This is a genomic window from Streptomyces sp. NPDC005492 (assembly GCF_040605995.1).
Classification (GTDB): Bacteria; Actinomycetota; Actinomycetes; order Streptomycetales; family Streptomycetaceae; genus Streptomyces.
In genome coordinates this window covers 40,926-63,667 of sequence record NZ_JBEXDX010000030.1, presented here as the reverse complement: position 1 = coordinate 63,667, position 22,742 = coordinate 40,926, and the positions used below count along the sequence as shown (strand labels likewise).

Annotated in this window: 23 protein-coding genes and 1 pseudogene; 10 read left to right on the top strand and 14 right to left on the bottom strand. The window is 70.4% G+C overall.

All coding sequences use genetic code 11. The features are described 5' to 3' along the window. The first annotated feature begins 107 nt into the window (after positions 1-107). Positions 108-440, top strand: coding sequence for an ATP/GTP-binding protein (locus ABZT04_RS31645; RefSeq protein WP_356060395.1), 333 nt, complete (start codon positions 108-110; stop codon positions 438-440). Between the two features lie 12 nt (positions 441-452). On the opposite strand, the gene ABZT04_RS31640 is transcribed toward ABZT04_RS31645, so the two are convergent. The 8 genes from ABZT04_RS31640 to mce form a co-directional block, all read right to left on the bottom strand. Further along, entirely contained in the window at positions 453-1,325 is an 873-nt protein-coding gene (locus tag ABZT04_RS31640; protein WP_356060394.1) for an ABC transporter permease, read from the bottom strand. Further along, positions 1,322-2,593, bottom strand: a complete 1,272-nt coding sequence (locus ABZT04_RS31635) for an ATP-binding cassette domain-containing protein (protein ID WP_356060393.1) — start codon at positions 2,591-2,593, stop codon at positions 1,322-1,324. The genes ABZT04_RS31640 and ABZT04_RS31635 overlap by 4 nt, the downstream gene beginning before the upstream one ends. A gap of 107 nt (positions 2,594-2,700) precedes the next feature. Next, positions 2,701-3,471 carry an ABC transporter permease gene (locus ABZT04_RS31630; protein ID WP_355912121.1) on the bottom strand — a complete coding sequence of 257 codons (771 nt, stop codon included), beginning with the start codon at positions 3,469-3,471 and terminating at the stop codon, positions 2,701-2,703. 2 nt (positions 3,472-3,473) lie between these two features. After that, the gene (locus tag ABZT04_RS31625; RefSeq protein ID WP_356060392.1) at positions 3,474-4,448 is read right to left on the bottom strand and encodes an ABC transporter ATP-binding protein; all 975 of its coding nucleotides are present in this window, start codon (positions 4,446-4,448) and stop codon (positions 3,474-3,476) included. Between the two features lie 9 nt (positions 4,449-4,457). Further along, positions 4,458-4,712, bottom strand: coding sequence for a hypothetical protein (locus ABZT04_RS31620; protein ID WP_356060391.1), 255 nt, complete (start codon positions 4,710-4,712; stop codon positions 4,458-4,460). A gap of 287 nt (positions 4,713-4,999) precedes the next feature. Continuing rightward, a complete protein-coding gene (locus ABZT04_RS31615) occupies positions 5,000-5,935 on the bottom strand; it encodes a cellulose-binding protein (protein ID WP_019073154.1) in 936 nt (311 codons plus the stop codon). A gap of 195 nt (positions 5,936-6,130) precedes the next feature. After that, positions 6,131-9,979 (bottom strand): polarized growth protein Scy, encoded by a 3,849-nt coding sequence (scy, locus tag ABZT04_RS31610; protein ID WP_356060390.1) that lies wholly within the window; start codon positions 9,977-9,979, stop codon positions 6,131-6,133. Positions 9,980-10,188: 209 nt separating this feature from the next. Then, positions 10,189-10,629, bottom strand: a complete 441-nt coding sequence (gene mce / locus ABZT04_RS31605; protein WP_355912134.1) for a methylmalonyl-CoA epimerase — start codon at positions 10,627-10,629, stop codon at positions 10,189-10,191. Between the two features lie 147 nt (positions 10,630-10,776). On the opposite strand from mce, the gene ABZT04_RS31600 reads away from it, so the two are divergent. From ABZT04_RS31600 to ABZT04_RS31585, 4 genes and pseudogenes are all read left to right on the top strand, one after another. After that, positions 10,777-11,979, top strand: a complete 1,203-nt coding sequence (locus ABZT04_RS31600) for an acetyl-CoA C-acetyltransferase (RefSeq protein WP_356060389.1) — start codon at positions 10,777-10,779, stop codon at positions 11,977-11,979. Between the two features lie 49 nt (positions 11,980-12,028). After that, a complete protein-coding gene (gene meaB, locus ABZT04_RS31595; RefSeq protein WP_356060388.1) occupies positions 12,029-12,985 on the top strand; it encodes a methylmalonyl Co-A mutase-associated GTPase MeaB in 957 nt (318 codons plus the stop codon). Positions 12,986-13,138: 153 nt separating this feature from the next. Then, a pseudogene (locus ABZT04_RS31590) lies at positions 13,139-13,321 on the top strand (methylmalonyl Co-A mutase-associated GTPase MeaB); the annotation flags it as partial. A 121-nt stretch (positions 13,322-13,442) separates the two neighbouring features. Continuing rightward, positions 13,443-14,642: an MFS transporter gene (locus ABZT04_RS31585; RefSeq protein WP_356060387.1), complete on the top strand. Its 1,200-nt coding sequence runs from the start codon at positions 13,443-13,445 to the stop codon at positions 14,640-14,642. A 59-nt stretch (positions 14,643-14,701) separates the two neighbouring features. Here the strand turns inward: ABZT04_RS31585 and ABZT04_RS31580 are convergent, their stop codons facing one another. The 4 genes from ABZT04_RS31580 to ABZT04_RS31565 all read right to left on the bottom strand — a co-directional run bounded on the left by ABZT04_RS31580 (position 14,702) and on the right by ABZT04_RS31565 (position 17,349). Then, positions 14,702-15,178, bottom strand: a complete 477-nt coding sequence (locus ABZT04_RS31580) for a MarR family transcriptional regulator (RefSeq protein WP_356060386.1) — start codon at positions 15,176-15,178, stop codon at positions 14,702-14,704. Positions 15,179-15,270: 92 nt separating this feature from the next. Beyond that, positions 15,271-16,068: an AIM24 family protein gene (locus ABZT04_RS31575; protein WP_356060385.1), complete on the bottom strand. Its 798-nt coding sequence runs from the start codon at positions 16,066-16,068 to the stop codon at positions 15,271-15,273. Beyond that, the gene (locus tag ABZT04_RS31570; protein ID WP_356060384.1) at positions 16,065-16,715 is read right to left on the bottom strand and encodes an AIM24 family protein; all 651 of its coding nucleotides are present in this window, start codon (positions 16,713-16,715) and stop codon (positions 16,065-16,067) included. Before ABZT04_RS31570 ends, ABZT04_RS31575 begins: the two co-directional genes overlap by 4 nt. 1 nt (position 16,716) lies before the next feature. After that, positions 16,717-17,349, bottom strand: a complete 633-nt coding sequence (locus ABZT04_RS31565; RefSeq protein ID WP_200679870.1) for an AIM24 family protein — start codon at positions 17,347-17,349, stop codon at positions 16,717-16,719. 186 nt (positions 17,350-17,535) lie between these two features. On the opposite strand from ABZT04_RS31565, the gene ABZT04_RS31560 reads away from it, so the two are divergent. Next, the gene (locus ABZT04_RS31560) at positions 17,536-17,880 is read left to right on the top strand and encodes a DUF3817 domain-containing protein (protein WP_355912155.1); all 345 of its coding nucleotides are present in this window, start codon (positions 17,536-17,538) and stop codon (positions 17,878-17,880) included. Further along, positions 17,877-18,173, top strand: a complete 297-nt coding sequence (locus tag ABZT04_RS31555; RefSeq protein WP_356060383.1) for an MTH1187 family thiamine-binding protein — start codon at positions 17,877-17,879, stop codon at positions 18,171-18,173. Before ABZT04_RS31560 ends, ABZT04_RS31555 begins: the two co-directional genes overlap by 4 nt. 60 nt (positions 18,174-18,233) lie before the next feature. Here ABZT04_RS31555 and ABZT04_RS31550 read toward each other — a convergent pair whose 3' ends face one another. Both ABZT04_RS31550 and ABZT04_RS31545 read right to left on the bottom strand, forming a co-directional pair. Next, positions 18,234-19,217: a phosphotransferase gene (locus ABZT04_RS31550; RefSeq protein ID WP_356060382.1), complete on the bottom strand. Its 984-nt coding sequence runs from the start codon at positions 19,215-19,217 to the stop codon at positions 18,234-18,236. A 308-nt stretch (positions 19,218-19,525) separates the two neighbouring features. Further along, positions 19,526-20,770 (bottom strand): NADH:flavin oxidoreductase/NADH oxidase family protein, encoded by a 1,245-nt coding sequence (locus ABZT04_RS31545; protein WP_356060381.1) that lies wholly within the window; start codon positions 20,768-20,770, stop codon positions 19,526-19,528. Between the two features lie 63 nt (positions 20,771-20,833). Here ABZT04_RS31545 and ABZT04_RS31540 point away from each other — a divergent pair, with 63 nt between their 5' ends. The 3 genes from ABZT04_RS31540 (at position 20,834) to ABZT04_RS31530 (ending at position 22,731) form a co-directional block, all read left to right on the top strand. Continuing rightward, positions 20,834-21,451 carry a TetR/AcrR family transcriptional regulator gene (locus ABZT04_RS31540; protein WP_356060380.1) on the top strand — a complete coding sequence of 206 codons (618 nt, stop codon included), beginning with the start codon at positions 20,834-20,836 and terminating at the stop codon, positions 21,449-21,451. 388 nt (positions 21,452-21,839) lie between these two features. Beyond that, on the top strand, positions 21,840-22,349 hold the full coding sequence (locus ABZT04_RS31535; RefSeq protein ID WP_356060379.1) for a MarR family transcriptional regulator: 510 nt from the start codon (positions 21,840-21,842) through the stop codon (positions 22,347-22,349). 43 nt (positions 22,350-22,392) lie between these two features. Beyond that, positions 22,393-22,731, top strand: a complete 339-nt coding sequence (locus tag ABZT04_RS31530) for a DUF3817 domain-containing protein (RefSeq protein ID WP_355912179.1) — start codon at positions 22,393-22,395, stop codon at positions 22,729-22,731. Positions 22,732-22,742 lie beyond the last annotated feature (11 nt).

Here is a 22,742-nt window from a genome sequence, read left to right as displayed (position 1 = left end):
CGGCCCGGAGGGGGACTTGTGCGGCTTGGCGCCCTTCGCGTACCCGTGTCCGGGGCACGTACGCTGGACACAGCCCTTGCCTCCTGTATAGCCCCGTGAGGTGTTCTGTGTCCCCGCGTCGCAACCGACCCAAGGAGTCCGGTTCCTCCGGCCAGAGCGCCGACGGCGACCGCTCCGGTCGTTACGGCGGCTGGCAGTCCACGGAGCACTGGCAGGGCGAGGAGTGGAGCGTGCGCCATGTCGCCGGGGCGAGCGCGGAGGGCAAGACGTACCGCTGTCCCGGCTGCGACCAGCAGATCCCCTCCGCCGTCCCGCACGTCGTGGCCTGGCCGGAGCACGCGGGCGTGGACGACCGCCGCCACTGGCACAAGGCGTGCTGGAACGCGAAGGACCGCCGCACCACACGGGTGCAGCGGTCCAGGAACGCGCCGAGGTTCTGAGGGCCCTACGGCCTACACGTCCCGCTTCTCCAGCAGTGCGACGGCGCTCGCGAACGCGACGGCCGTCGCCCCCACGATGATCCACAGCGGGTCCCAGCCGCTCGGGCCGGACTCGGTGAGGGAGTTGGAGTAGAAGACGCTGAGCTGGTTCGGGATCGAGTACTCGAACAGCGCCTGACGCGTGCTCTCCAGGGACTGCGAGAACATGAACAGCGCGATGACCAGCGGGGCGAGCACCGCGCCGATCATGATGGTGATCGCGCCCGCCGAGTGCCGGATGATCGAGCCGATGATCAGCGACAGCAGTCCGAGCAGCGCGATGTAGAGGGAGATGCCGACGGTTCCCTTCAGCCATTCGCCGGCGGACGGGTCCTTGGCACCGTTGCCCTTCAGCAGCGAGACGTCCACGAAGGCGACGAACGTCACGGCCACCAGCGTGACCCCGAAGGCGACCGCGAAGAACACGATCGACTTCGCCGCGAGGACGCGGACCCGGCTGGGGCAGGCGGTCATCGTGGTGCGGATCATGCCGGTGCCGTACTCGGAGGCGGTGGTCAGCACGCCGAGCGTGATGATGCACATGACGCCGAGCAGCAGCCCGAAGAAGCCGAAGGAGAGCGGGTTCTCGTCGTGCAGTTCGGACGAGGAGTTGCTGACCACGACGGCGGCGAGCACTCCGATGCCGACGACGAGCACCACGAACACACCGAGCGTCCAGAGCGTCGAACGCACCGACTTGATCTTCGTCCACTCGGAGGCGAGCGCATGCCCGAGATGCGTGCGCACCACCGGGATCGGCGAGGTGTACCCGCCGTACGAAGGACCGGCCGCCGCCTGCCAGTTGGGCGCGGCTGCCTGCGGCATCGGGGGCTGGGGCGTACTCATCGGGCGTCCTCGGGCTTGGTCAGGTCGGCGGGGGAGGGGGCGGAGGGCTGCGCAGGGGCGGCGTCCACCGCCGGCGCCGAGGCGGCCTGAGGCGGCTGAGCCGCCGTCTGCGGGGCCTGGGGCGCCGGAGGCCCGTACGGGCCCGGCATCGCCCCGCCGGGCGCCGCAGGGGCGCCGTACGGGTTGGGGGTGCCGTAAGGATTCGCCGGGGGCTGCTGCCCCATCGCGAACGGCTGCCCGCCCTGCTGCGGCGACGGCGGGGCGTACCAGCCCGGCTGGCCCTGGCCCGGTACCGGCATGGGCGGCTGCGTGCCCGGCGGCAGCGGCTGCATGAGACCGGACTTCTGGTCGGTGGTCGAGCGGTAGTCGACCGCGCCCTGCGTCATCCGCATGTACGCCTCCTCCAGCGAGGCCTGATGCGGGGACAGCTCCCACAGTCGTACGTCCGTGTCGTGCGCGATGTCGCTGATGCGCGGCAGCGGCAGTCCCGTCACCCGCAGCCCGCCGTCCTGCTCGGGCATGACGTGCCCGCCCGCCTCGGTCAGCGCGGACGTCAGCTTCTCGCGCAACTGCGGCTCGCTGTCGGGGGTGCGCACGCGCGCGAAGTCGGCGGAGTTCGCCGAGATGAAGTCCCGGACGCTCATGTCCGAGAGCAACTGCCCGCGCCCGATGACGATCAGATGGTCCGCCGTCACCGCCATCTCGCTCATCAGGTGCGAGGAGACGAAGACGGTACGACCCTCCGCCGCGAGCGCCTTCATCAGGTTCCGCACCCAGAGGATGCCCTCGGGGTCGAGGCCGTTGACCGGCTCGTCGAACAGCAGCACCTGCGGGTCGCCGAGCAGCGCGGCGGCGATGCCGAGCCGCTGCCCCATGCCCAGCGAGAAGCCCTTGGAGCGCTTTCTGGCCACGTCCTGGAGGCCCACCACCCCGAGCACCTCGTCCACCCGGCGGGCCGGGATGCCCGAGAGCTGGGCCAGGCTCAGCAGGTGGTTGCGGGCGTGCCGGCCGCCGTGCACGGCCTTGGCGTCGAGCAGGGCGCCGACCTGTCTGGGGGCGTTCGGCAGCTTGCGGTAGGGGAAGCCACCGATCGTCACCTGGCCCGACGTGGGATTGTCCAGGCCGAGGATCATGCGCATCGTCGTCGACTTGCCCGAGCCGTTGGGTCCGAGGAAGCCGGTGACGGCGCCGGGCCGCACCTGGAAGGAAAGGTTGTACACGGCGGTCTTGTCGCCGTAGCGCTTGGTCAGGCCGACAGCCTCGATCATGCTCCGCACCCATCGAAAGGACAGCAGGGCACACGCCCCCGTAAGGGTTAGGAGGATATCGGGGCGCTGACGGTTCCGCCCAAAGGAAAGTAAAGCCTCGGCCGTGGCTACGCGTCCCGCCGCTTCAGCAGCACATAGGCACCGAGCAGCGCCGCCGCCACCCACAGGGCCATGATGCCGAGCCCGCCCCAGGGTCCGTACGGCGTGGAGTCGTCGACCGGCGTGACCACCTGCATGATCTTGCTGCCGGCCTGGTCGGGCAGGTAGCGGCCGATCTTCTTGGTCGCGGAGACGTTGCCGAGGATGTTGGAGATCAGGAAGAAGAACGGCATCAGGATGCCCAGCGACAGCATCGGCGAGCGCAGCATGGAGGCGACGCCCATGGAGAACATCGCGATCAGGGTCATGTAGAGCCCGCCGCCGATCACCGCGCGCAGCACGCCAGGGTCGCCGATCTCCGCCCGGTGCGAGCCGAGCATCGCCTGCCCGAGGAAGAACGTGACGAAGCTCGTCACCAGCCCGACGACGAGACAGAGCCCGGTCGCCACCACGATCTTGCCGAACAGGAAGGTGCCGCGCTGCGGGACCGCCGCCAGGGAGGTGCGGATCATGCCGGTGCTGTACTCGTTCGACACGACGAGCACCCCGAACACGATCATCGCGAGCTGCCCGAGACTCATCCCGGCGAAGCTGATGAACGTCGGGTCGAAGGACAGCTTGTCCTTGGCGCTCATGTCGTCGAACTGGCTCTTCGACAGCGCCGAGATCAGCATGCCGAGCGCGATCGTCACCACCAGGGCGAGCGAGAGCGTCCACACCGTCGACGCGACGGAGCGGATCTTGGTCCACTCCGACCGGATGACCTGGGTCGCCGCCATGCTCAGCCCCTCTTCCAGCCGTCGCCCCAGCCCTGCTGTCCGGCAGGTGCCGCGAGGGGCGCGGGGGATGTGTCGGAATGCGCGTGGTACTCCACCGACTCCGCGGTCAACTGCATGAACGCCTCCTCCAGGGAGGCCTGTTGGGGACTCAGCTCGTGCAGCACGAGCTGGTGCTGTGCGGCCAGCTCACCGATCTGCTCGGACTTGCCCCCGTCGACCTCGAGCGCTCCGCTGCCGCTCTCGACGACGGTGATCCCGTTCTGGTGCAGCACGTCGAGCAGCCGCTCGCGCTGCGGGGTGCGGATCCGGACGTAGGACCGCGAGTTCTGCTGGATGAAGTCCGCCATGGTGGTGTCGGCGAGGAGCCGGCCCTGGCCGATGACGACGAGGTGATCGGCCGTCAGCGCCATCTCGCTCATCAGGTGCGAGGAGACGAAGACCGTACGGCCTTGCCCGGCAAGGGACTTCATCAGGTTGCGGATCCAGTGGATGCCCTCGGGGTCGAGTCCGTTGACCGGTTCGTCGAACATCAAAATCCGCGGGTCGCCGAGCAGCGCGCCCGCGATGCCGAGCCGCTGTCCCATGCCGAGCGAGAACCCCTTGGCCTTCTTCTTCGCCACGGAGGTCAGACCGACGGTGTCGAGCACCTCGTGCACCCGGGCCTTGGGGATGCCGTTGCTCTGCGCGAGGCACAGGAGATGGTTGAAGGCGCTGCGCCCGCCGTGCATGGCCTTCGCGTCGAGGAGGGCGCCGATGTACGTCAGCGGGTCCTTGAGCCGGTCGTAGTGCTGGCCGTCGATGCGTACGTCACCCGCGGTCGGCCGGTCGAGTCCGAGCATCATGCGCATCGTCGTCGACTTGCCGGCGCCGTTCGGGCCGAGGAAGCCCGTGACGATGCCGGGTCTGACGGTGAAGGTGAGATTGTTGACCGCGACCTTCTCGCCGTACCGCTTCGTCAGCCCCTCAAGCTCGATCATGCGGCCACGCTAAGACGGCCGTTCGGCGGATGCCACCCGAACGGGCAAACAGAGTCCGACGCCGCAGGCAACAACGGTGAACGCCGTCGCCCAGGCGAACGCGTGCGGGAAGGCCGTGCGGCCGTGCCCGTGGGCGAGGATCGTCGCCAGTACGGCGGTGAACAGCGCGGTGCGCGGCCCGAGCCGGTCGGTCAGCACCGAGGAGATGGTGAAGGCGCGGTCCCGGAACAGCCGTAGGTCCCGCGACCCGGTCGAGGACCGCACCCTCGCCGAGATCGTCGACGACGTTTACCTGCCGCTGGTAGGCCGTGTCCGCGAGGTCACGCCTGCCTCGCGGCGCCCGGCACGCACTGCCGCCGCACCGGACCCGGACCCGAGTGCGACCCGTACGCAGAGCAGGGCCCCGCACGCCGAGAGCACGCATCGTCCGTGACACCTGCCGCTTCCGCGGCGGGCGCCGGGCCGGGTGGACGACGGGAATATGACGGCCGGACACGGCTGAGGCCCGCACCTCCGGGGGAGACGGTGCGGGCCTCAGGTCGCGCTGTTCGTTACCGGGACTGCTGAGCCGGAACCCCGCGGGAGATGGGCTCGTCCTCGACCGGGGAGCTCGCGGCGGCCACCGCGGCGCCGGTGAGCGTGGCGAGCATCTCGCGCACGTTCGTCAGCTGGGCGTTGATCGAGTCGCGACGGTTCGTCAGAGCCGCCAGCTCGCGCTCGGACTCCGAACGGATGCGGTCCGCCTTGGCGTTCGCGTCGGCCACGATGTCCTCGGCCTGGCGCTGAGCCGTCTCCACCGTCTGGCGGGCGCGGCGCTCAGCGTCCGTGCGCAGCTTCTCGGCCTCCAGGCGGAGCTGCTCCGCGCGGTGCTCGATCTCCGCGAGACGCTTCTCGGCCTTCTGCTGACGCGACGCCAGATCGCGCTCGGACTGCTCGCGGCGCTTGGCGAGGTTCGTCTCGAAGTCGGCGGCGGCCTGCGCGGCCTTGGCGCGGGTCTCCTCGAAGAGGGCGTCGGCCTCCTCGCGCTTCGACTGCGCGTCCTTCTGCGCCTCGCCGCGCAACTGGGAAGCGTCGCTCTTGGCCTTCTCGACGATCCGGACGCCCTCGTCCTCCGCCTTGGCCTTGCGCTCCGCAGCGAACGATTCTGCGTCGTTGCGGACCTGCTGGGCCGCGGACTCCGCGAGTTCACGGTGCTGCTCGGCCGCGCGGCGCGCCTCCTCGCGCAGATCCTTGGCCTCTTCCTCGGCGAGGCGGAGGATCTTCTCGACACGCGCGCCGAGACCGGCGTACGACGGCTCGGCGTCGCTTACCTGCGCCTGGGCGTTCTGCGTTTCGAGGTGGAGCTCCTCGATGCGCTTCTCGAGTGCGGTGATACGGGCCAGAGCGCTGTCACGGTCGGAGACGAGCTTCGAGATGCGTTCGTCCACCTGAGCGCGGTCGTATCCACGCCGCACAAGCTCGAAGCCGTAGGGGGAAGTGTCGCTCATGGGGTTCCTGTCGAATGAGACCGGTGAGGTGATAGGTGGAATCCTAGGGGCCGAAGCGGTGTGTCATCGAGCGGATGCGTGTTTGATCTGGAGAATGACACCCCTTTTGAGTGGCTAACCGTCGGACCGCTTGCCAAAATCTTGGCCAAAGGCCCCAGAACGCCCCGAACCTCACAGGGTCTCCCCAGGGTCTGACTAGCCTTCAACCGACTTGCCACCCGAACGGGTTGCGCCCGCCGCCGCTCCGGCCTTGACCCCGCCGTCCTTGGCCGCCGTGGGGGCCTCGAAAGACTCCAACGCCTCAAGGACGTCCTGGACACGGGAGATCTCGGCATTGATGTCCTCGCGCCGGCGGACCAGCACGTCGAGTTCGCGCTTGCCCTCCTCGACCGTGCGCCGGGCCTCGCGGATCGCCTCCGCCTTCAGCTCCTCGGCCTCACGGATGAGCGTGGACTTCTTCTGCTCGGCCTCCTTGAGGAGACCCTCGGCCTTCTTCACGGCGGCGATACGGACCTTGCCCGCCTCGGAGTTGGCCTCCGAGACCAGCTCCTTGGCCTTCATCTGCGCCTTGCCGAGCTGCTCCTCCGCGGCCTTGATGAGCGCGTCGCAGCGGTCGCCGGCCGCCCTCATCGTCTCCGCGGACTCACGGCGGGCCCGCTCGTGCAGATTCTCGATCTCGGCCGTGATGCGCTCGCGCAGCTCCTCCGAGCGCTCCCTTATGGCGGTCGCGTCCCGGCGGGCGCCGACCAGCAGCTCGTCCGCGTCCGCCCGGGCCCGCTCCACCAGCGAGTTGCCCTCGACCGTCCCCTCGGACACCAGCCGCTCGGCCTCGTTTCGGGCCGCGCCGACCATGGAGTCGGCCTGCGCCTCGGCGTCCGCCGTCGTCTTCTGCGCCTGCTGCTGCGCCTCGCTGAGCAGCTTGTCGGCCTCCGCCGCGGTCTCCGTGATGAGGGTGTCGACCTGCTCGGCGACGTCCGAGCGGCGTTTGTTGGCCTCCTTGCGGGCCTCGTCCAGCGTCCGCTCGGACTCCTCGCGGGCCGCCGCGGTGACCCGCTCGGCCTCCGCCTCCGCCTCCGCCTTGAGGCGCGCGGACTCGGCGCGGATCCGCTCGGCGTGCTGCTGCGCGGACCCCACCGTCTCGGCTGCCTCGGCACGCAGCCGCTCCGCGTCCCCGGTCGCGTCCGAGATGAGCTTCTCGGCCTTGGCCACGGACTCCGCGCGCACCCGCTCGGCCTCGTTGGCCGTCTCCGTCTGGAGCCGCTCGGCCTCCGCCGTCACCTCGGTGATGAGGGTGTCGGCCTGCGTCGCCGCGTCCGAACGGATGCGGTTGGCGTCCTCGCGGGCGTCCGCCCGGGCCCGCGCCGCGTCCTGGTCGGCCTTCGCGATCGCGTCCGACGCCTCCGTGCGCACCTGCTGGGCGTGCTCGGCGGCCTCCGAGCGCAGCCGCTCGGCCTCCGCGATGGCGTCCGAAACGGTGCGCTCCGCAAGGGCCTTGGCGGCCTCCGTCTCCTCGCTCGCCCGGCGCCTGAGGCGGCCCGCGTCCTCGGTGGCCCGCTCCCGCTCGCTGTAGGCGTCGGCGCGGACCCGGTCCGCCTCCTCCTGTGCCTCGCGCCGGGTACGGTCCGCCGCGTGCTCGGCGGCCGACCTGAGGCCCTGGATGTCCTCCTGGGCCTGCTCGTGCAGCCCGGCGACGGAGTCCCGCACCTGCTGGGCGTGGAGCTCGGCGCCCGACACCATCTCGGTGGCGCGCCGGTCGGCCTCCTCGACCAGCCGAACCGCCTCGGCCTGGGCCTCCTCCACGCGGGTGCGCGCCGAGGCCAGCAGCTCCTCGCTCTGCTCGCGAGCCCGCTCGCGCTCCTGCCCGGCCTCCTCACGGGCCGACCCGAGCAGCTCCTCGGCCTCCCGGCGACGCCGTACGGCCTCCTCCTGGGCGGCGGCCAGCGTCTCCGACGCCTCCGTCGCCAGCCGCTCGGCGGCAGCCTGCGCCTCCGCGCGGACCCGGTCGGCGGTGTCCTGTGCCTCGGTCTTGAGCCGCTCGGCCTCGGCGGACGCCTCGGACCGCAGCCGTACGGCGATGGCCTCGCCCTCGGCGCGGGAGGCGGACGCGTCGGCGGCTGCCTCGTTGCGCAGCCGGTCGGCCTCCGTCTCGGCCTGCGTCTGGAGGGAGCGGATGCGCTCGGCGGCCTCGCCGCGCAGGCGTTCGGTCTCCTCGGCGGCCTCGCGGCGGATCCGCTCGGCCTCCTCGCGGGCGTCGGTGAGCGCCTGCTCGGCCGCGGCGAGCCGCTCCTCGGCCTCCGAGTGCAGCCGCGCCAGGCCCTGGGCGGCCTCCGCGCGGCGGGCCTCTATGGCCCGCTCGGTCTCCTCGCGCAGCTCGCGCGCGGCCTGTTCGGCGTCGGCCTTGATGCCCTCGGACTGCTCGACGACCTCCGCGCGGTGCCGCTCGGCCTCCTTGCGGGTGCGGTCGAGGGTCTCCTCGGCCTGCCGGCGCAGCGTGGTGGCCCGCTCGATGGCCTCGGTGCGGACCTTCTCGCTGTCCGCGGTGGCGGTCTGGCGCAGCTCGTCGGCGTCCGCCCGGGCCTTGGACAGCAGCTCCTCGGCGGTCCTGGCCGCCTCCTCGATCTGCTGGACGGCCTCGCGGCGGGCCTCGGCGCGGATGCGCTCGCCCTCGCCGACCGCGTCGGCGCGCAGTTGCTCGGCCTCGCCGCGCAGCCGCCGGGCCTCCTCCTGGAGCTCGACCGTCTTGGCCCGGTACTCCTTGGTGTCGTCCTTCGCCGCGCCCTTGAGCCCCTCGGCGATGTCGTGCGCCTGGGCGCGCAGCCGGTCGGCCTCGGCCTCCGCCTCGGAGCGGATCCGCTCGGCCTCCTCGGTGGCGGCCTTGGTGGTGTTCTTGGCCTCCTCGGACGCCTTGTCGAGGACTTCCTCGGCGGTACGGGCGGCCTTGGCGAGTTGGGAGGCGGTCTCCTCGGCGGTGAGGCTCCGGGCGTTCTCCTCGGCCTCCGCGATGATCTTGTCGGCCTTGGCCTGGGCGTCCGCGACGATCTGCTCGGCGTCCGACTTGGTGGTCTCGGCCTCTTTGGTGGCCTCCGTGACCAGCCGCGCGACCTGCTCCTTCGCCGTACGGGTGCGCTGCTCGTTGGCCGACTCGGCACTGGCGAGGGCCTTGGCCGCGGCCTCCTTGGCCTCGGTGAGGACCTTCTCGGCCTCGATGCGCGCCTCGCGCAGTGAGGTTTCGGCCTCCGCCATGCGCGCTTCGGCGGCCCGGCTCAGCTCGGTGGCCTGACGGCGGGCGGAATCCGACTCGTTGACCGTGGAGCTGCGGAGCTGCTCGGCGTGGTCGGTGGCCTCCTGGGCCTGCGTGGAGGCCGCGTTGAGCAGTCGCTCGGCGTCCGTGCGGGCGCGGCGCAGGAGTTGCTCGGCCTCCGCGCGGGCCGCTTCGGCGTCCATCTCCAGCCGCTGCCGGGCCTCGGCGGCGACCCGCTCGGCCTCGGCGCGGGCGGCGGCCAGGGCCTGCTCGGCCTCGGCCCGGGACTCCTCCACCAGACGGCGGGCCTGGGACTCGGAGCGGGCGCGCAGATTCTCCGCCCACGCCACGTTCTCGTTGACGTGCGACTCGACGTTCTGCCGGCGCTCCGCCAGCTCCTGGTCGAGCTGCTGGCGCCGGGTCACCGCCTCCTGGTGCAGCTCCGCCTGGAGGCGCGCGGCCTGCTCGGCGTGCTCCTGGAGGATGCGCTGGGTCTGAGCGCGGGCCTGGCTCAGCTCCCGCTCGGCGTCCTGCCGCAGCTGGTCGGCCTGGACCTGGGCATTACGAAGCATCTGCTCGGCCTGATAGCCGATGTCACCGCCGTCGTAAGCCGGCCGGGACATGAGGGTGCGGCGCGCCTCGTGCAGCTTGGCGCGCAGCACCTCGACCTGGTAGCCGAGGTCCTCGGCATGCTGGATCGCCTTTTCCCGCTCGGTCTTCAGCCGCTCCATCTCGGCCTCGAACCGAGAGAGGTGGTCGACGTCAGCCGCCGGCTCTCGCTCCTGGCGTTCGTAGCCCCGCACTGCGCGGTCCCATCCGTCCCCTGGTCGCGGTTTACTCCAACGAGCGCCGTCCATCCGCCGGACGGTGCTCCCGGGGAATGGTGTCAGATCAACGGCGGAGCACGGGCTGCTGCCCCGACGCTCGCCCCCCGAAACCGGACCCCGGCATGCGGTCGCCCTGGTTGCGAGCGACGACCGACCCCAACCCTACCGGCCCATATGTACGAGGGTCAGTGCTCAGGTGACTCAACAGGCGCCGAAGTGACCAGTTCTGTCAGTACGCCATGGCAATCCTTTGGATGCAGGAACGTGATCCGCGACCCCATGGAACCGATCCGGGGCTCGTCGTACAGAACGCGTACGCCCTTCCCCCGGATGTCCGCGGAGTCCGCGTCGACGTCCGCCGTACCGAAGGCGATGTGGTGGACCCCCTCCCCGTTCTTGGCCAGCCACTTGCCCACGGCGGAGTCCTCGCGGGTGGGTTCGAGGAGCTGGAGGTAGGAGGCGCCGCCGTCGTCCGTGTTGTTGATCTTCAACATGGCCTCGCGTACACCCTGTTCCTCGTTGACCTCGGAGTGGAACACCTCGAAGCCGTACGTGGCCCGGTAGAACTCGACAGTCGTGTCGAGGTCGAAGCAGGCGATCCCGATGTGGTCGATTCGCGTCAGCATGTATGTAGTGCAGCGCTCGCCGGGTGGTTACGCAACGTGCGCGCGATCACACCGACGGCCCGATGACGGGGTGTACTACCGCTCAGTACATTTCAAGTAAACCCTCGTTCACTCCTCAGCCGAAAAGCTGGAAGGGGATCGCACCTCATGTCTGGAACGAACAGCACGACCTCGGTGATCGTCTCGGGGGCGCGGACGCCCATGGGACGCTTGCTGGGCTCCCTGAAGTCCTTCTCCGGAGCCGATCTCGGCGGCTTCGCGATCAAGGCCGCCCTCGACCGTGCGGGTATCGGTGGCGACCAGGTGCAGTACGTGATCATGGGCCAGGTGCTCCAGGCCGGGGCAGGGCAGATCCCGGCACGCCAGGCCGCCGTCAAGGCGGGCATCCCCATGAGCGTCCCGGCGCTCACCATCAACAAGGTGTGCCTGTCCGGCCTCGACGCCATCGCACTCGCCGACCAGCTCATCCGTGCAGGTGAGTTCGACGTCGTCGTGGCGGGCGGCCAGGAGTCCATGACCAACGCCCCGCATCTGCTCCCCAAGTCCCGCGAGGGCTACAAGTACGGTGCGATCGAGATGCTCGACGCGATGGCCTACGACGGCCTGACCGACGCCTTCGAGAACATCGCCATGGGTGAGTCGACGGAGAAGCACAACACGCGGCTCGGCATCGCCCGCCCCGAGCAGGACGAGATCGCCGCGCTGTCCCACCAGCGCGCGGCGGCGGCTCAGCAGAACGGGATCTTCGAGGCCGAGATCACCCCGGTCGAGATCCCGCAGCGCAAGGGCGAGCCGGTCGTCTTCAGCAAGGACGAGGGCATCCGCGCGGAGACGACCGCCGAGTCGCTGGGCAAGCTGCGCCCCGCGTTCACCCGGGACGGCACGATCACCGCCGGTACCTCCTCGCAGATCTCGGACGGTGCGGCGGCCGTGGTCGTGATGAGCAAGACCAAGGCGCAGGAGCTGGGCCTCCAGTGGATCGCCGAGATCGGCGCCCACGGCAATGTGGCGGGACCCGACAACTCCCTCCAGTCGCAGCCGTCCAACGCGATCCTGCACGCCCTGAAGAAGGAGGGCCTGGAGGTCGAGAGCCTCGACCTGATCGAGATCAACGAGGCCTTCGCCGCCGTCGCGGTCCAGTCAATGAAGGACCTCGGGGTGTCCACGGAAAAGGTGAACGTCAACGGCGGGGCCATCGCCCTGGGCCACCCCATCGGCATGTCCGGCGCCCGTCTGGTGCTGCACCTGGCGCTGGAGCTGAAGCGGCGCGGCGGCGGGGTCGGCGCGGCGGCGCTGTGCGGTGGCGGTGGTCAGGGTGACGCGCTGATCGTGCGGGTACCCAAGGCCTGACCCGTCGTCGTATGTACGTTTGTACATTGCTACTCGGAATGGAGCCGTGATGCAGGACGTCGCCTCGCTGGTGGCCCAGGCCAGGGAAGGCCGGCCGCGGGCCGTGGCCCGGCTGATCTCCCTGGTGGAGGGGGCGTCCCCGCAGCTCAGGGAGGTCATGGCGGCGCTCGCGCCGCTGACCGGCGGGGCGTACGTCGTAGGCCTGACGGGATCGCCGGGCGTGGGCAAGTCCACGTCCACCTCCGCGCTGGTCACGGCCTACCGCAAGCAGGGCAGGCGGGTCGGCGTCCTGGCCGTCGACCCGTCCTCGCCGTTCTCCGGCGGCGCCCTGCTCGGCGACCGCGTCCGGATGTCGGACCACTCCTCCGACCCCGGCGTCTACATCCGCTCGATGGCCACCCGCGGCCACCTCGGCGGCCTCGCCTGGTCGGCCCCCCAGGCGATCCGCGTCCTGGACGCGGCGGGCTGCGAGGTGATCCTGGTGGAGACGGTCGGCGTAGGCCAGTCGGAGGTGGAGATCGCCTCCCAGGCAGACACGAGCGTGGTGTTGCTGGCCCCCGGCATGGGCGACGGCATCCAGGCGGCGAAGGCCGGAATCCTGGAGATCGGCGACGTCTACGTCGTCAACAAGGCCGACCGCGACGGCGCCGACGCCACCGCCCGCGAGCTGAACCACATGCTCGGCCTGGGCGAGTCCCGCGCCCCCGGCGACTGGCGCCCCCCGATCGTCAAGACGGTCGCCGCCCGCGCCGAGGGCATCGACGAGGTCGTGGAAGCCCTGGAGAAACACCGCGCGTGGATGGAGGAACACGGCGTCCTCAGCGAACGCCGCGCGGCCCGCGCAGCCCGCGAGGTGGAGACCATCGCGGTCACCGCCCTACGCGCCCGCATCGCCGACCTGCACGGAGACCGCCGCCTGGGCGCGCTCGCGGAGCGGATCGTGGCCGGTGAGCTGGATCCGTATCGGGCGGCGGATGAGTTGGTCGCGGGGATCACCGAGGGGTGAGGCGGCGGTCGATGTCCGCGCCGCTCGTCGGGCTGCCCGCGTGGTCGAGTCTGTCGCGGTCACGGCGCTGCGCGTGAGCATCGGCGACCTGGACCCGTATCGGGCGGCGGAGTAACTGGCAGCGGGCATCACGGAGGGACAAGTCGGGTGTTCGGCGTCCCGGCCGATCGCCGCGCTACCCGTGAGGCGGAGACCATCGCGGTCACCGCGCTGCGGGCGCGTGTCGGCGACCTGTATCACCGCCGTCCAGGAGCCCTCGCCGAACGGATCGTCGCCGGCGAACTCGACCCCCACCGCGCGGCGGACGAACTGGTGGCGGGCATCACCGAGGGATAAGTCGCTGGTCAACGCCCGCAAGGCGCTGCTACGTTGACCCGCATGTTCCTCCTCATGGCATAGGGCACGCCGAACACCACCGGCGTCCCTTACTCATGCCTCCAGTTGAGGAACCTCTCGCATGTCCGCGCCCTCTTCCACGCCGACTTCGGCGTGCCCTTCGTATGCCGCCGTGCTGCGCGTCCCGTATGCGCGCCGTGCCTTCGCCGCCGCCCTCGCCGGGCGGCTCTCCTACGGCATGGTCTCCCCGGCCGTGCTGCTCGCGGTCATCCGTTCCACCGGCTCGTACGCCGCGGCCGGCACCGCCATGGCCGTCTTCGGCGCCGCGACCGTCCTGCTGCTGCCGGTGCGAGCCGCCCTGGTCGACCGCCACGGCCCACGCCGCGCCCTGCTCCCCATGGCCCTGCTCTACGGCGGTCTCCTGTGCGTCCTCGCGGCGGTGACCTGGCGCCCCGGGACACCGGAGGTGGTGCTCGGCACGGTGGCCGCGCTGACCGGCATGTGCGCGCCCCCGCTCGGTCCCACCATGCGCTCTGTGTGGGCCCAACTCGTCGGTGATCGCGGGCTGTTGCAGCGCGCGTACAGCCTCGACGGGGTCGCCGAGGAACTCCTCTACGTCATCGGCCCGTTGCTGGTCGGAGCGGTCCTGACCTTCGCCCCACCGGCCACCGGGGTCCTGCTCAGCGCGGCCCTGATCGGCGTGGGCACCCTCGCCTTCGTCACGTCACCCGCGCTTGCCGGGGTACGGGTCCAGGCGCGTCCCGGACGGGTGTTGAGGCTCACCCGGGTGCGCGGGCTGCTCGGCCCGGTCGTCGTGGCCGCCGGGATGGGGGTGGCGCTGAGTGCCAACTACCTGCTGGTGATGGCCTTCGTCGAGCAGCGGGGATACGGCGACGACGTCGTGCCCTGGGTGCTGGCGGCCGTGTCGGTGGGCAGCGCGGCCGGCGGACTGCTGAGCGGCGCGGTGAACTGGCGTACGGCCGCGCGGACCCGGCTGTCGGGATCGGCGCTGTGCCTGGGGCCGGCGCTGGCGGCGGCCGGGCTCGCGTCGGGGCTGTGGTCACTCACCGTGGCGGTGGGGTGCGCCGGGTTCTTCGTCGCACCGGCGCTGACGACCGCGTATCTGCTCGCCGACGAGGTGGCGGCGCCGGGGGCGCGAACGCAGGCCGGGGCGTGGGTCAACATGGCGGTGAACGCCGGGAGTTCGGGTGGTTCGGTGGCGGCTGGGCTGCTCATTGGGCGGCTGCCGCTGGGGGTCTGCTTCGCGCTGGCGGGGGTGGTGGCGGTCGTAGCGGGGGCGGTGTCGGCGGTGAGGCGCTGAGAACGGCGACGGCGGCCGGAGTTCCGCTCGAACTCCGGCCGCCGGTCGGGCGGTTGCCGCTACGGACGCCCTCGGTGCCCTCGCAGATGTTCCGCGATCGGCTTCAGGGTTTTGTCGAGTTCCAACAGTCCCTCGGGGGTCACGAGGTCGATGAAGTGCCGTCGTACGGACGCCACATGGTGGGGCGCGACCTTCTTCATCGTCTCCAGGCCGTGTTCGGTGAGCACCGCGTACAGTCCCCGGCGGTCCGACTCGCAGTTCTCCCGGCGTACCAGATCCGCGTTCTCCATGCGGGTGATCTGGTGCGAGAGGCGGCTCTTGGACTGGAGGGTGGCGGCCGCGAGGTCGCTCATCCGCAGCCGTACGTCCTCCGCCTCGGAGAGATTCACCAGGATCTCGTAGTCGTTCATCGTCAGGCCGAACGGCTGCAGGTCCTTTTCGAGCTGGTACGTCAGCAGCCTGTTGACCTCCAGATGGGTGCGCCAGGCGCACTGCTCCTCATCGGTCAGCCAGCGCGTGGCCGTGTCGGTCTCCATGAATGAAGTCTACCTAAAATGTTGAAAGGCGAACTAGTGAGGGTGGCGTGACGGCGCGCACACGTTCGACGTCACACTCCGCAGACTACCGCTCACAGCCCGAAGCGACGCTGGAGATCTCCGAGCTGTCCGGGAAGGCGCGGTGCGCCGGCTTGCTGTGAGGGGCCTGTGGGAACCCCGCCACCACCCGGTATCCCGGGTTCGTGCGGCACAACCCCTGTGGCCTGCTCGGCCATGAGGGTCTCCGACGACTGGAGCAGTACCGTACCCGCCCCGACGAACTCGAACTGGTGCTCCTCCCCGGAGGCTCCCCCGATGCCTGTCATCGCACGCAGGCCGCCCATCAGGCCGGTCATGTAGCCGTGGTCGTAGTGATGGCAGGGGGAGGGGCAGTCGGCCCAGCCCACGAGCGCCTGCGGATCGACTCTGATCGGGGGTTCCATGAACACCACCGGGCCGTTCGACGCGGCCACGAACTTGCCGGTGCCGATCAGTGTCAGAAAACCGGGAACGATCGACTGCTTGAGAGCGAGACTTGGCTGAAAAGCGAGCAGGTTGCCCGAGCGAATGGTCAGGTTGCCGTCTTCGAGGTCGTACGAATTGACGTCGAAGGCCCGGTCGGCGAGGAGCATCTTGCCCGAGCCCTCCGCCACGACCCAGTCGCTCGCGTGCAGAGGCGAATGGAACGAGGTGCGGACAAGTCGGTCGAGTCGCCCGTGCCCGATGCCGTTGAACTCCATCGAGCCGTAGTAGGCGATCATCTTGCCCTTCTGCAGGAACCACTGGCTCCCCTTGAGCTCCACACAGAAGGTGTACTTGTTGACGTTGTCGTCGACCGGCAGGGTCATGGGGTCGAAGACCGTGGGGCCGGATCCCGCGTACTGGCTCACAGCTTCTCCTCCGAGGCCTGGACGTAGACCGCGCCGCTGCCGCTCAGCTCCAACTGGAACGCCTCGCCGGAGCCCCGGCCCACCATGTCGCGCCAACCGAGCGCCGTGGACAGCTTGTTGCGTACGTCGCCGTGGTGGGCGACGTAGGCCTGCGGGTCGACATGGACGGGACGGCCGGGGGTGATCGGCACCTCGAAGACCCCGCCGTGGGCCATCACGGCGACCGCGCCCCGCCCCTGGAGCGTGGTCGTGAACAGCCCTTGGCCGGTGACCTGGCCGCGGACCATGCCCATGACGCCGCCCTGCGAGCCCATGAACATCGTGCCCTGCTGGAGGGTGCCCTCGAAGGCGAGCAGGCGGTCGGCCTCCACGTAGAGGGTGTCGCCGGTCAGCTCGATGATCTGGATGTGGTGGCCGCCGTGACCGAACATCACGGTGCCGCTGCCCTCGACGGTCATCAGCGGAGTCGCCTCGTTCGCCACCCGGCGCCCGATCATCGACATCACGCCGCCCTGGCCGCCCTGGATGTTGGGGGTGAAGGAGACGTCTCCCTTGTAGGCGAGCATCGCGCCGCGCTGGCTGAACACCCGCTGTCCCGGCACGACCGTGGCCTGGATCATCTTCGAGTTGATCTCGGTGAAGGCCATGTCACACGTCCCCCGCGATCGTGTTCCGCTCGCTGGGCTGGACGTAGACGAGACCGTCCCCCTCGAAGCGGATCTGGAAGGCCTCGCCGCCGCCCTCCCCGAAGAGGGTGCGGAAGGTCACACCGGACTGGAAGGACTGGTTCAGGTTCCCCTGGTGCGCGATGTACGCGCCGGGGTCGACGGTCAGCGGATACTGCCGGCTCACCCGCAGCACCACCGCCGGACCGTCCGACATGATCGCCGCCTGGCCGTGTCCCTCGACGGTCGTCGTGAACAGCCCGTTGCCCTGCGAGGCGCCGCGCAGTCCGGTGAACGTGGTCCCCGTGCGCAGCCCCGCGTCCGTCGCGAGCAGGTTGCTCGACTCCACGTACAGCTTGTCCCCCTGGAGACTCACGAGGTTGATCTCGGAGGCCCGGTCCGCGAACCAGCAGGTCCCCTGCCCCCTCACCTCCATCACGGTCATCTGCTCACCGGTGAGCCGCCGGGTCACCATGCCCCGGATGCCCTCACCGCCGCCGCTCATCTTCTTGAACGCCATCTGCCCGTCGTACGCGACCATCGAGCCGTTCTTCGCCTTCACGGCGTCCCCGGTCATGTCGACGGCGAGCACCTTGCTGCCCTGGAGTCGAAACATCGCCACGGTGCGAAGGTAGCCGCCGGGTGCGTCCGCCGACAGGGCCCACGGGTGGAGAACGACCCTGACCTGCCCCCTAGGGCCCCAGGACCCCGGGTCCTGACCCGCTCAGCCGTTTGCCACAATGGGGGAACGTTTGTGCTCGCGTTCACAAACTGTGGACGTCTCTCTCACCGAAGGTGACCTGTGGACATCAAGACCGCCACCGCCATCCGCCGCCTCCGCCTGGTGTCGGCCCCCGAAGCCGTGTCCTTCCTCCTCCTGCTCGTCTGCTCGGTGCTGAAGCGGACCACGGACTTCAACGCGGTGCCCGTGATGGGTATGGTCCACGGTGTCCTCTTCATCCTCTACGTCCTCTTCTGGGCCGACGCCTGGAACCGCACCAAGTGGGGCCCGAAGAAGGCGGCCTTCTACTTCGTCCTCTCCGTGCTGCCCACCGGCGGCTTCTTCGCCGAGCGCAAGCTCAAGCGCGAGGCCGAGGACGCGGTCATCGCCTCCCGCGCCCGCCAGGAAGGAATCGTGAACGCATGATCGTCGCCTTCTCCGTGACACCGCTGGGTGTCGGCGAGGACGTCGGGGAGTACGTCGCCGACGCCGTCCGCGTGGTCCGGGAGTCGGGCCTGCCCAACCGCACCGACGCGATGTTCACCTCCATCGAGGGCGAGAGCTGGGACGAGGTCATGGACGTCGTCAAACGCGCGGTCGCCGCGGTCGAGGCCCGCGCCCCACGCGTCTCCGTGGTCCTCAAGGCAGACATCCGCCCCGGGGTGACGGACGGCCTCACGTCGAAGGTCGAGACGGTGGAGCGCCACTTGGCGCCGTAGCGCGACTGTTGCGGGGCAGAGGGAGCACTTGCCCACGCCGGGAGCCGCTCCCCACATCCGTCACCGCCAACTCCCCTCCACCGCCCCGCTCAACCGCGAGACAACCGCCAGCTCCGGCACCCGCCCCAGCGCGGCGACCACCTGGCCGCTCGCGAACTCCCGCTGTGCCGGCGTCACCGTAGGGTCGATGGCGCACTCGGCCTGTACGTACACGTAGTTCAGGTCGGTCGCGAAGAGCATCGAGAAGGAGTGGGGGCCACGGACCGCGGCGCGTCCTCCGGCGTTGCGGTAGGCCCGCGCCACCCGTGTACCAGCCTCGACGTTCCCCTTGTTGCCGCCCGACCAGACGTACAGGGCGCGGGCCAACTCCCGTTCCGCGGCAGCGGATCCCGCGTTGTCCCAGTCCAGGAGGACGGGGCCGGCCGGAGTCACCAGGACGTTCTGGGGCTGGAGATCGAGGTGGGAGGTCACCAGGTCGGCGGGGTCGGACGGGGTGATCCATTGGGCCAACTCCACCGCGGACGTGGTGATGAAGTGGCCCAACGCGTCCGTCCACGGCAGGCCCGCCCGCGCCACCTTCGTGTGCAGCTCCTGCCAGTCGGCGTCGCTCGGGCACCGCTCGTACCAGGAACTCGGCAGCTCGCTCTCGCCCTCTCCCGCCCGGTGCAGCAACGCCATGGTCCGCCCGAACCAGTCCAGGAGGTCGGGGTCGGAGGCGTCCGCACGCATGCCGTCGATCCAGTCGTACACCTTGAGGTGGGACTCGCCGGAGGACCATGCGAGGTGGGTGACGTAAGCGCCCCGGCGGTCGGGCAGAAGCCGTGGGGACGCGATGCCCAGATCCTCGGCCGCCTGCCGTAACGCGGCCTCGCGGTGGACCTGTTCCTCGTCGCAGCCGAAGAGCAACTCCTTGACCGCCCACGCGGAACCGCCGCCCGACAACTTCCAGATCTGGCCCAGTGCGCCCCGGGTGACTGGTGTCATCGTCCACGTGCCTGCGCCGAGCGCGTAGGTCTCCGCGACGAGATCGGCCATGTCGCGCATACGAGTCCCTTCGGAGTGCTGATCAGCGAAGGGATTCTCCCCCAGCCGCTGCTCGGCCTGTTCCGCCACCGGGGGCGACCGAGGCGACGATCCTCGGCGGCGGAGGCGTCGGCGAGTCCAAGAAGTCGACCCCGATCACCGCAGTCGTCGACCTCAACCAGGACAGCCCGGTCTTCAAGGCGCAGTTCCCAACTCGGCCACTTCGAGCAGCGCATGGAGATCTTCGCCCCACCCGCGCCGCACAAGAACGGCACAACAGGCCCGTACTGCGCCGGTCGTCCGGCATGGACGCGCCATTCGTCCCGGGCTCACGCGTGGTCGCCACGGCCCGCCAGCCAGGTCCGGTACCGCCGCAGCGCGCGCTTGCGGGCGAAGTCGTCCCGCAGGAACGCGAGCATCGGGTTCACCCGGGGTTTCGTGGGGCGATCGCTCGCGATGCGGCGCAACTGGTACCTGACCCGGGACATGCCGGCGGCGGACGCGAGGGCCTTGTCCCTGATCCTGACCGGGCGCAGTTCGACCTTGGCGTCGGGTCCCTCGCGCCACCGGTGGGGGAGGTCGGGGTCGACACTCAGGGCGCTGCCCATACCGACCACGGCGACCCCGCCGGCCAGCACCTCTTCCGCGACCGGCCGTCTGACGACCCCGCCCGTCAGCATGAGGGGAAGGGGACTCGTCGCGGCCAACTCCTCGGCGAGGGTGAGGAAGTACGCCTCGCGGGCCCGGGTGCGGGTATCCGCGGGCCGCCCCGACATGGCCGGGCTCTCGTAGCTCCCGCCGGACAGTTCCACCAGGTCGACGCCGAGCGGGGCCAGCATGTCGATCACCGCGCGGGCGTCGGACGCGTCGAACCCGCCGCGCTGGAAGTCGGCCGAGTTCAGCTTCACGGCCACCGCGAAGGAGGGGTCGACCGTCTCTCTGATGCCGCGCACGACATCGGTCAGCAGGCGCGCCCGGTGCGGGAGGTCGCCGCCCCACTCGTCCGTGCGCCGGTTGGTCAGCGGGGAGAGGAACTGGGAGATCAGATAGCCGTGGGCGGCGTGCACCTCCACGCCGTCGAAGCCGGCCCGCTCCGCGCGGCGGGCGGTCTCCACGAAGCGGGCGACGGTGGCCCGGATCTGGTCGGAGGTCATCTCCGTGGGGAGCGCGAGCCGCTTGCTCTGTCGGCCGATGTCGACGCGGATGGCGGACGGCGCCCAGGCCACCCCGGGCATGTCGGCGAAGACCTGGCGGCCGGGGTGGTTGATCTGCATCCAGACCTGGCACCCGCCGTGCCGGGCGGCGGCGGCCCAGCGCTCGAACGGCTCGATGGGCGCGTCCTCGTCCAGGACGATCCCGCCGGGACCGGTCAGGGCGTCGGCGTGGACCATCACGTTGCCGGTGATGAGGAGCCCGGCCCCGCCCCGGCCCCACCGCTCGTACAGACGGAGGATGCGGTCCCCGGGAAGCTGGCCGGGGGCGGCCATGTTCTCCTCCATCGCGGCCTTCGCCAGCCGGTTGGGCAGGGTGGCACCGTTGGGGAGTCGTAGAGGGGTGAAGAGATCATGCGGCATGGGGGCCTCGCCGGAAGGTGACGCGGTAAGTTAACGGTGTCCACATTACAAGGGAAGTGAACAGTGTCAACATCGTCGGGCGAGGGCTACCACCACGGCGACCTTCGGTCCGCCCTGCTGAAGGCGGCCATCGAACTCCTGGAGGAGGGCGGTGAGACGTTCTCGCTGCGCGCCGTGGCGCGCCGGGCGGGTGTGTCGGCGGCCGCGCCCTACCGCCACTACGCCGACAAGGACGCCCTGGAGTCGGCGGTCGCGACCGCGGGTTTCCATGACCTCAAGGACGACCTGACGCGCACGGCCGGCGCCCCCGCGTCGGTGTCCGACCTGGCCGAACTGGGCGTGGCGTACGTGCTGTTCGCGCTACGGCGGCCCGCCGTCTTCCGGCTCATGTTCGGCAACGCCTGCGGCGACCCCGCCGACCAGCGGGTCCTGGCCGCCGGCGAGGTCCAGGACCTGGTGTCGTCCGCCGTGGCGAACGTCTTCCCCGAGGCGGACGCCCCTGCCCTCGCGACCGCGGGCTGGTCACTGGTCCACGGCCTCGCTTTCCTGCACCTGGATGGAAAGCTCCCGGCCGGCTCCGACGAGGAGGTGTCGACGCGCGTCCGCTCGTCCGTCGAGGCGATCCTCACGGTCGGCGGCCACGGGGGCGACCGCCACGACGGGGCACCTGTATCGGTGTGACGGGCATGTGGGGGCGAGCTGGGCCCCGTCGTCATTTCGAGCCGAGCGTGCGCGTCGGCCTGAGCGAGCGGAGGTCCAGGCCGCGGGGGAACAACGCCCGTCCGCCGACAGGACGTTGGTCTCGCTGAGGGGCGAGCGCTGAGCCCGGCCGATCCTGGTGAACGCGGTGAGCGAGGAGACGTGCGTGCCCGTCGGGTGCCGGCGCTGCCTGGGTGTGGTCACCATGATCAAGGGGTCCGTGCCGCACCGCCGCCTCTGTGCGGCCCGCGGGGGGAGAGGGGTGCGGATCGCGAGGGCGGGCCTACGGACGCGATGTGAACACCGTCAATGGGACCGAGTGCCGAGACGCCGGTGACCGGCATGTGACCGGCGGGTAAGGTCTGGTGCCGTGCCGAAGCCGCTCAGTCTTCCTTTCGACCCCATCGCCCGCGCCGACGAACACTGGAAACAGCGCTGGGGGAACGTGCCGTCCATGGCCGCCATCACCTCGATCATGCGGGCGCAGCAGATCCTGCTCGCCGAGGTCGACGCGGTCGTGAAGCCGTACGGACTGACCTTCGCCCGGTACGAGGCGCTGGTGCTGCTCACCTTCTCCAAGGCGGGTGAGCTGCCGATGTCCAAGATCGGTGAGCGGCTCATGGTGCATCCCACGTCCGTGACGAACACCGTGGACCGGCTGGCCAGATCCGGACTCGTCGCCAAGCGCCCCAACCCCAACGACGGCCGCGGCACCCTCGCCTCCATCACCGACAAGGGCCGCGAGGTCTGCGACGCGGCCACCCGCGACCTGATGGCGATGGACTTCGGCCTCGGCGCCTACGACGCCGAGGAGTGCGCGGAGATCTTCGCGATGCTGCGGCCTCTGCGGGTCGCCGCCGCCGACTTCGACGAGGAATGACCCGGGGAAAGATCGCCCGGAACCGGTCGTTACGCTCGTCCTCATGAAAAAGAGCGTGCTGACCCGCTACCGCGTCATGGCGTACGTCACGGGTGTCCTGCTGGTCCTGCTGTGCCTCAGCATGATCGCCAAGTACCTCCTCAAGATCGACGGCGCCGGAAGCTTCACCGAGGTCGTCGCCATCGCGCACGGCTGGCTGTACGTCGTCTACCTGCTCTTCGCGTTCGACCTGGGCTCCAAGGCGAAGTGGCCGGTCGGCAAGCAGCTGTGGGTGCTGCTCGCGGGGACGATCCCGACGGCCGCCTTCTTCGTGGAGCGGAAGATCAGCCACGAGCTGGAGTCCAAGATCGTGGACCCCGCTCCGGTCGCCGCCAAGGTGTAGGTCCTACCGCC